This is a genomic window from Schwartzia sp. (in: firmicutes) (assembly GCF_978017985.1).
On sequence record NZ_CDXDFU010000189.1, the window covers coordinates 1 to 8,695 of the forward strand.

Here is an 8,695-nt window from a genome sequence, read left to right on the forward strand (position 1 = left end):
AACAGTCGGGGTTTCCTTGCTTGTTGCTGCAAGATACCAGCCTGCAGCAGTCTCCGTTGCATCCGCAGGACGGAATACATTCACATTCGGGGTAGCACGCAGCATAGCAAGCTGTTCAATCGGCTCATGTGTAGGTCCGTCTTCTCCGACACCGATGCTGTCATGAGTCAGTACATAAGTAACAGGCAGCTTCATGAGGGCAGCGAGGCGAAGCATCGGCTTCGTATAATCACTGAAAACAAAGAACGTTGCAATATACGGACGAAGTCCTCCGTGCAGCTGAATTCCGTTTGCCATAGCAGCCATTGCAAGCTCACGAACGCCGAAATGCAGATTGCGTCCCGCATAATTCTCCTTGCTGAAGTCACCGGCACCATCCATATTGGTTTTGTTCGACGGTGCAAGGTCAGCACTGCCTCCGAAGAGCTGCGGCATGATATCCTTCAGACGGTTAATCATCTTTCCGGACAGGCTGCGTGTTGCAGCAGCTTTATCCTCGTATGCCCAGAACTCTTCATTATTGAGCAGAGCATCAGCATCAACAGGAGCATGGTAAACATCCCACTGTTTTTTAAGCTCAGGATATTTCTCAGCGTATGCCTTGAAAAGCGCATTCCATTTCTCTTCAGCAGCTTCTCCCTCTTTTGCGAGTGCCGTGAAGTTGTCGTAAATCTCCTGAGGAACAGCAAATGCTTCCTGCGTAGGCCAGCCGAGATTTTCCTTCAGCGCCTTTACATTATCTTCGCCCAGCGGCTCGCCGTGAGCGCTTGCTTTGCCCTGCTTTGCCGGGCAGCCGTAGCCAATCTGTGTCTTGACCGTAATGAAGGACGGACGGGTTTTATCAGCCTTTGCAACCTCAATTGCCTTGCCGATTGCGTCAAGGTCTGTTCCGTCTTCAACAGTAATAGTCTGGAAACCGAAAGCTTCCATACGCTTCTGAACATTTTCCGTGAATGCGATATCTGTACCGCCCTCAATGGAAATATTGTTGCTGTCGTACAAAACGATGAGTTTGGAAAGTCCGAGTGTTCCTGCAAGTGAGAATGCCTCCGAGGAAATACCCTCCATCATGCATCCGTCGCCGCCAAGTACAAATGTATAGTGGTCAACAATCGGGAATTCCGGCTTGTTGAACGTTGCTGCGAGATGAGCTTCTGCCATTGCCATACCAACTGCCATGCCCATGCCTGCACCGAGCGGACCTGTTGTTGCTTCGACGCCAACCGTATGGCCATATTCCGGATGCCCCGGTGTCAGAGACCCGTCCTGACGGAAATTTTTCAAATCATCAAGGCTCAATCCGTATCCAAAGAGATGAAGCAGGGAATAAAGAAGCATAGATCCATGACCGCCTGAAAGAATAAAACGGTCGCGGTTGTCCCATTTCGGATTTTTCGGATTGTGGTTCATGTGATGAGCCCAAAGCTCATACGCCATAGGCGCGCTTCCAAGCGGAAGGCCCGGATGTCCGGAATTAGCTTTCTGGATTGCATCCGCAGAAAGTACACGGATTGCATTTACACTCATCGTTTCAAGGTTTTTCATTCTGGTATATTCTCTCCTATCTTACTTATCTTGCTGCAATAACATCAATTTCAACCATGGCATTTTTCGGAAGCTTGCTTACTTCTACGCAAACCCTCGCCGGGCAGTTTTTCTCAAAGTATCTTTCGTAGATAGCATTTACCATACCGAAATTAGCCATGTCGGTAATGTAGACTGTCGTTTTCACGACATCCTCGAGCGTTGCGCCTGCTGCCTCAAGAATAGCCTTGAGATTTTCAAGTACGCGTGCTGTCTGTACCTCAATATTGCCCTCTACGAGCTCTCCAGATTCAGGAATCAAAGGAATCTGTCCCGAAACATAGAGCATACCGTTTGCTTCAACCGCCTGCGAATAAGGTCCGATTGCCTGAGGTGCCTTATCCGTTGCAATGATTTTTTTCATAGAAATAAATCCCCTTCCAAAGATAAATTGTGTATTTAAAAGATTATTTCCTCTTCATCCAATCGGGGCGAAGATTAGCCGCCTCATTCAGATATACGTGGCGAATTTCGTCAGGTGCCTTATCTGTATCCACAAGCAAAAGCGCACGGATACAGAGAGGAATTCCTCCCTGCACAGATACCTGGCGTGTATCAAAAAGCGGAACCCAGTCGAATCCCGGAATCTGACGTGCTCCCGTAGCAGGATAAGCTGCAGTAATATCTTCGGTAGCACTCAAAATGCAAGCGCCGATATCATCAGGCTTTACACCGTTATGACGGCACATTTCAGTAACCATCCAGCGAACTGCCGCAAAAATTTCTGCTTCAGTATCGTTTTTTATAGTTATTGCACCGCGAATTCCACGCATTTTATTTTCCTCCTCAATAGCCTCTTATTATATTCCATAACAGCCTGCCGCAAAGCACTATGGCTGCTAAATATCCAAACACACCCAACAGCGGAATCTCCATAATTTTAGGTGTCATCTGTGTCGTGCAGATAATTGACGACCCCAAAAGCAATGCTGCACTGATGATACAGATAATAAGCTTATTAATCATCTGGTCAATACGGCGGAGAGGTTCTTCCGCACCGGTCAGTTCAAGATTAACCTTTGTCTGACCGCTCATGGTCATCTTCAGTATATCAGAAATCTGCTCCGGAAGAAGCATTGTTTTCTTAAGCAAAACATAACTGTCACGCTTAAGCTTATCCCATTCTGCACGCCAGTTAATATTCTTGCGGAAATTAAGTTCAAGACTTTGTGCAAATATCTCTACAAAACTGACACGCGGACAGCAGTGCCTCATGACACCTTCTATAGTAAGCACTCCGCGGGCGAACATCGAAAGACCCGGCCCGATACCTATGTGGTGTGACTTGAGTACATTCATAATCTGTCTGGTCAGCACACCCATCTCGAGCGAAGCAAAATCCATATTCTGATATTTATCCATAAGGAGATCAATATCCTCATAGAGCTGCGTATGATTGATTTTCCCATGAGGCATTCCAAGAGCAAGAACAGCCGTCTTCATCTCGTAGGTATCCTGATTCGCAAGGGCAAATACTGCCTTTCGCAGTGCCGCACGGTCCTGCGTGGAAAGACGTCCCATCATACCAAGATCAAGCCAAACTATCTTACCGTTTCGTATCCATATATTCCCCGGATGCGGGTCGGCATGAAAATATCCGTCTTCAACCATTTGCTTGACATAATTTTCTCCCAGCCTTCTTCCAAGCTGATCCATATCAAAGCCCTTTTCCCGGAGCTTTTCCATGTCATCAATACGGATACCGTCTATATACTCCATGACGAGAATTCGTGCAGTCGTAAGATTGTGGTAGACCTTAGGACATTCGACATTCTTCTCGGAAGAGTTCATCTGGCGAAATTCTTCAAGATGCCCTGCTTCCATGAGGAAGTCCATTTCCTGCTTTGCAATCATCCACATTTCATCAAGCACAAGACTGAAATCTATCAGTTCTTTTCCACCCGCTACCTGCAGCAGCTTGGCAGCACGCTTCAGAAGAACTATATCCTGTGACATGATATCATAAATTCCGGGCCTTTGTACCTTCAGAACCACGCGTTCCCCGCTTTTAAGGACAGCACGGTGTACCTGAGCGATAGAAGCGGAGCCCAGGGCCTCTTCACTAATTGATGAAAAAATCTGAGGCCAGCGGCAGTGGTATTCATTCTCCACGATTTCCTTTATTGTCTCAAACGGCAGAGGCTTTACACTCATCTGCAGCTTTGCGAGCTCGTCGCAGTATTCCTGCGGAAGGAAGTCGGGGCGCATACTCATTATCTGCCCGAACTTTACAAATGTTGGCCCAAGATCCTCAAGAATCTGACGGATTTTTTCCGGTGTAATACCATGAAGAAGATCCCGCCGCCGCAGCACATCTATCATCTCGCGAAAGCGTCCCGACGGATTCTTTCCAAGCCCAATATTTCCTTTTTGCTGCATCAGCTTCTCCAACATGAATCAGACCCTCTTCCTATCAAGGTTCCTGCAGAATCTGATGAAACATACTCATGATACTCTGACCATAAGTATATCCCGGTACGGCCCAACGGCCGTTCAAATCGGTCCATGTAGCCAGCGTCTGGTGTCCATACATATCACGCACCAGTTCATATCGCGGATCAACGACCTCTTCCGCCGGCTTTTTTGTAGACGCATACGCCAACAGATGCTGTATATGCGCGCGAACACCAATCTGCGCCGATGGGAAATACATTCCCTTGACAGCAGCGCTCGTTGTTCCCAGCCCGCAATAGTTATTCTGGTCAGGGGTAACAGTCCCTCCATAACGGAAGAATCCTGTTTCCTTCAATGCCTGCGCAAAGGCCACATCAGGACGTACCCCCTCGCGTTCGCCTTCTTCATAATAATAAGCAACAAGATCCTCAGGTGTAACCGTAATATTCGGATACGGATTATTGCTTAAAAGATACTCCACACACTGCTCCTGAGTAGCCATAGGCTGCCCCAGTATTTCCTCATTGGTAAAATCCACCGGTGCCAATGCACCAAACACTTTATGCGGTTTTTCCTGCTGCTCCGGATGGAGAATAGAATTGATACGGTCTTTAAAACTCCGTTTCTCTGTCGAAACCGCAGTTGAATTATGCTGGTCAGTCGTTACCTTCGTATCCGCCTTTGCATCATAAACTCCATGACGTGCCTCTGCTCCTGACGGCAGAACTGTAAGCGCCATACCCAGCAGCAAAAGTGCAGCCGTGCGTTTCGTGATAACCTTCATCCAATCTTCCCTTTCTTGTACGGCCTGATTTCTATCAAGAGAAAGCAAGCTGTATGATAAACATAACGGCCAAAAGATACATCAGCGGATGCACCTCACGCCATTTTCCTGAAAGTGTCTTTAACAAAGCATATAATATAAAACCAATACCCACACCATTAGCAATACTGTAAGTCATCGGCATCAAAATCGCCGTAAAGAAAGCCGGGAATGACTCAGTTGAATCAAGCCAGTCTATATCTCTCAGGCTGTCCATCATAAAAGCACCGACCAAAATCAATGCCGGGGCAGAAATAGCCGCAACTGCCGAAATAGACTTTGCCAGCGGCTCGCAGAAAACAAGGAGCAAGAAAAGCGCAGCCGTCACAACAGACGCAAATCCCGTGCGTCCGCCGGCCGCAACACCGGTTCCCGACTCAACATAAGCGCTTGTCGGTCCCGTTCCCACAAAAGCACCTATAAAGCTTCCGATGGAATCCGCCAGAAGAGCGCTCTGTAAATTTGGGAATTTACCATCGCGAATTATGCCTGCCTGTCTTCCGACACCAAGCATTGTTCCCGTCGTGTCAAAAAGTGTCACGAGCAATAGCGTAAATACGACCATAGGAAACACCGTTACCGAATCAAAACGCAGACCCATAAAAGTCTGATTTAATCCGGACGGAAGCGCGAACGGCGTTGCCGGTAGCTCCAGGAATCCTTGTGCATAAGCAACAACAGCTGTAAAAATCATACCAAGAAATATAGCGCTGTTAATTCGCATAACCATGAGTCCCATCGTTACAACAAGTCCCAGCACCGTAAGATATGCCGTAGGATCGGAAAAACTTCCCAGCGTAACCAGCGTTGCCGGTGACGGCATAACAAGATGTCCGTTTACAAGACCGATCAGAGCTATAAAAAGCCCTATGCCTGCTCCCATCGCAGCCTTCAATGACTCCGGAATAGAATCGATAAGCATCTGTCTGAATCTCGACACCGACAATGCAATAAAAATCGCCGAGGCTGTGCAGGCAAGACCTAAAGCATCCTGCCAAGGTACGCCCTGAGAAATGATGACCGTATACGCAAGATACGCATTGATACCTATACCGGGGGCAATCGCTATCGGATAATTAGCAACGATTCCCATTATAAGCGTAGCAATCATCGTTGCGATTATCGTCGCAAGATAGACACCGCCAAAATCCATTCCACCCTGACTGTAGGTGGTTGAATTTACAATAACAATATACATCATGGACAGAAATGTCGTCACACCTGCGATAATCTCCGTCCTAAAATTAGTTCCCCGTTCCTCAAATGCAAACCATTTTTCCAATTTAATCATTTATTCAATCCGCCTCATTTCCTTATGTGCAGAAGCCATTCCTTTTTATTTTACCACGATGCACTCGCTATGCCAACCACAGCAGAGAAATCATGCAATAAATTCGTAAACAGAAAAACCCGCCGGCATAAGCCGACGGGCTGTATATTCGAAATCGATATTAACGTTTCGAGAACTGGCTTGCTTTGCGAGCTTTTTTGAGACCGTATTTGCGGCGCTCTTTTTCACGCGGATCGCGTGTAAGGAAACCAGCTTTTTTCAGAGCCGGACGAAGTTCACCGTCGAGCTCGAGAAGAGCACGGGAAATGCCATGGCGGATTGCGCCTGCCTGGCCGGATGCACCGCCGCCTGCAACGCGTGCAACGACGTCGTATTTATCCGTCATCTCCGTCAGAACGAGCGGCTGACGAACGATGAGTTCGAGTGTCTTAAGACCGAAATATTCTTCCATATCACGGCCGTTGATGATTACTTTGCCTTCACCTGGAACCAGGCGAACTCTGGCAACCGAAGTTTTTCTGCGGCCTGTGCCGTAGTAGCTGACTAATGCCATAAAAATTGTTCCTCCTCTTCCAGTCTTAGTTCAGTTTAAGCTCTTCCGGCTTCTGTGCAGCATGCGGATGCTCTGCACCTGCATAGACGTTGAGCTTGCGATACATCTGAGCGCCGAGGTGGTTCTTCGGAAGCATGCCTTTAACAGCAAGCTCGATAACGCGAGTCGGCATCTTCTCCATCATCTGTCCTGCCGGCGTGAAAGTCGTGCCGCCCGTGTAACCGGAATGACGGAAATAAATCTTCTTCGTAAGTTTCTTGCCCGTGAATACGGCTTTGTCCGCATTGATGACAATAACAAAATCACCAGTATCAACATGCGGTGTGAATGTCGGTTTATGTTTGCCGCGAAGTACTTTTGCAACTTCAGCAGCGAGTCTGCCTACCGTCTGGCCAGCTGCGTCTACAACGTACCATTTACGCTCAACGTTTGCTGCGTTTGCCATGAAGGTCGTCTTCATGCACATTCCCTCCTAATAAATTTCAATCAACAAAATTCATTGGAAACCGCCTTGTCCTCGCCTCCGGGGCTTATGGAAACTTAGACTGCAGTCTCATACCCAAATATTTTATTAAATAATATGCTCAAAGTCAAGGGGTATTTTAATTATTCCTGTAATCCTCTGCCAACTTTTTGAATACAGGCAGCGAACGTTCAATAGTCTCCGTTTTTATGCAGTATGCTGCGCGGAAATATCCCGGACATCCAAAATCCGTTCCCGGAACAAGGAGCAAATCATATTTTTTCGCACGTTCACAGAAAGCATAATCATCTTCCTCAAGACATTTCGGGAAAAGATAAAATGCGCCCTGAGGCTTCAGACATGTAAATCCGGCATCTATAAGTCCCTGATACAACAGCTTACCGTTTTTCTCATAGGTGGAAATATCTGACGGCATCCCTGCGCAGCGTGCTACAACAAGCTGGAACAGCGATGGAGCATTTACATGCGTAAGTATACGCCCGGCACCCGCAATAGCTCCATACACTTTACCAAAATCAGCAACGGTATCCGGAACAACTATGTATCCGATACGTTCTCCCGGAAGTGAAAAAGACTTGCTGTACGAGTAGCAGACAATCGTATCATCATAGTACTTAGTAAGATACGGAACCTCAATTCCGTCATAAGCTATTTCTCTGTACGGTTCATCTGAAATCAGGAAAATCGGATGTCCGTATTCCTTTTCCTTTGTACGCAAAAGATCCGTCAGCCTATTAATCGTCTCAACCGAATAAACAACTCCGCTTGGATTGTTCGGAGAATTAACAATAACGGCTTTAGTCTTTGGATTGATAAGCTTTTCAAAAGCACCAAAATCAATCTGAAAATCCTCCGTGCGGGCAGGAGTTACGACAAGCTTTGCTCCTGTAGACTCAACAAAGCAACGATACTCAGGAAAAAATGGAGCAAAAGTCAAAAACTCATCCCCCGGCTCTGATAAGGCCTTGAATGTAATGGTAATCGCGGCAGCAGCACCCGATGTCATGAACAGATTCTTTCCCGAAAAAGAAGTCCCCTGCCTGTCATTGATGCTTTTTGCAAGAACCTCACGCACCTCTGCGTTTCCCGGTGCAATTGTATAGCCATGAACAGCTACAGGATCTGTTTCATTTACAATATCAATAATAGCCTTCTTTATAAATTCAGGCGAAGGAACATTCGGATTGCCAAGGCTGAAATCATAAATATTTTCCTCACCAACCTCTGCCGCACGTTTACGCCCGTATTCAAAAATCGTACGAATAGTAGACTTCTTTGTTCCTAATTCATACATCTGTTCAGATACCATAACAACCCGCTCCCTTAACTTAGTAATCAATGTCAACAGAATGATTCTAGCATAGAATAAAACACAAGTCCATTCTTGAAATACATGTATTACATTTAATGCATTGTTTTTAGACATCAAAAAACCCGGACACAGTCCGGGTCAGGATTTCACTGGCGGAGTGGGAGGGATTTGAACCCTCGCTGCGCTTGCGCACACTAACGATTTAGCAAACCGTCCTCTTCAGCCACTTGAGTACCACTCCAGCTTACCAAAAA

9 protein-coding genes and 1 tRNA gene are annotated in these 8,695 nt (G+C 46.7%); all 10 read right to left on the reverse strand.

The features are described 5' to 3' along the window. Positions 1-1,545: transketolase (gene tkt / locus ACY69O_RS08230; protein ID WP_462332988.1), on the reverse strand; the 1,545-nt coding region annotated here is incomplete at its 3' end. A gap of 25 nt (positions 1,546-1,570) precedes the next feature. After that, complete coding sequence (locus tag ACY69O_RS08235) at positions 1,571-1,948, reverse strand: RidA family protein (RefSeq protein WP_462332989.1); 378 nt, start codon at positions 1,946-1,948, stop codon at positions 1,571-1,573. 43 nt (positions 1,949-1,991) lie between these two features. Next, a complete protein-coding gene (gene aroH, locus ACY69O_RS08240; protein ID WP_462332990.1) occupies positions 1,992-2,357 on the reverse strand; it encodes a chorismate mutase in 366 nt (121 codons plus the stop codon). A gap of 13 nt (positions 2,358-2,370) precedes the next feature. Then, positions 2,371-3,978 carry an ABC1 kinase family protein gene (locus tag ACY69O_RS08245; RefSeq protein ID WP_462332991.1) on the reverse strand — a complete coding sequence of 536 codons (1,608 nt, stop codon included), beginning with the start codon at positions 3,976-3,978 and terminating at the stop codon, positions 2,371-2,373. A 19-nt stretch (positions 3,979-3,997) separates the two neighbouring features. Next, positions 3,998-4,762 carry a glucosaminidase domain-containing protein gene (locus ACY69O_RS08250; RefSeq protein WP_462332992.1) on the reverse strand — a complete coding sequence of 255 codons (765 nt, stop codon included), beginning with the start codon at positions 4,760-4,762 and terminating at the stop codon, positions 3,998-4,000. Between the two features lie 34 nt (positions 4,763-4,796). Continuing rightward, positions 4,797-6,092 (reverse strand): NCS2 family permease, encoded by a 1,296-nt coding sequence (locus ACY69O_RS08255; protein WP_462332993.1) that lies wholly within the window; start codon positions 6,090-6,092, stop codon positions 4,797-4,799. A 160-nt stretch (positions 6,093-6,252) separates the two neighbouring features. After that, positions 6,253-6,645 carry a 30S ribosomal protein S9 gene (rpsI, locus tag ACY69O_RS08260; protein WP_462332994.1) on the reverse strand — a complete coding sequence of 131 codons (393 nt, stop codon included), beginning with the start codon at positions 6,643-6,645 and terminating at the stop codon, positions 6,253-6,255. Between the two features lie 25 nt (positions 6,646-6,670). After that, the gene (rplM, locus tag ACY69O_RS08265) at positions 6,671-7,105 is read right to left on the reverse strand and encodes a 50S ribosomal protein L13 (protein ID WP_462332995.1); all 435 of its coding nucleotides are present in this window, start codon (positions 7,103-7,105) and stop codon (positions 6,671-6,673) included. A gap of 142 nt (positions 7,106-7,247) precedes the next feature. Further along, on the reverse strand, positions 7,248-8,438 hold the full coding sequence (locus ACY69O_RS08270; protein ID WP_462332996.1) for a pyridoxal phosphate-dependent aminotransferase: 1,191 nt from the start codon (positions 8,436-8,438) through the stop codon (positions 7,248-7,250). Between the two features lie 153 nt (positions 8,439-8,591). Further along, positions 8,592-8,682 (reverse strand) — tRNA-Ser (locus ACY69O_RS08275). Positions 8,683-8,695 lie beyond the last annotated feature (13 nt).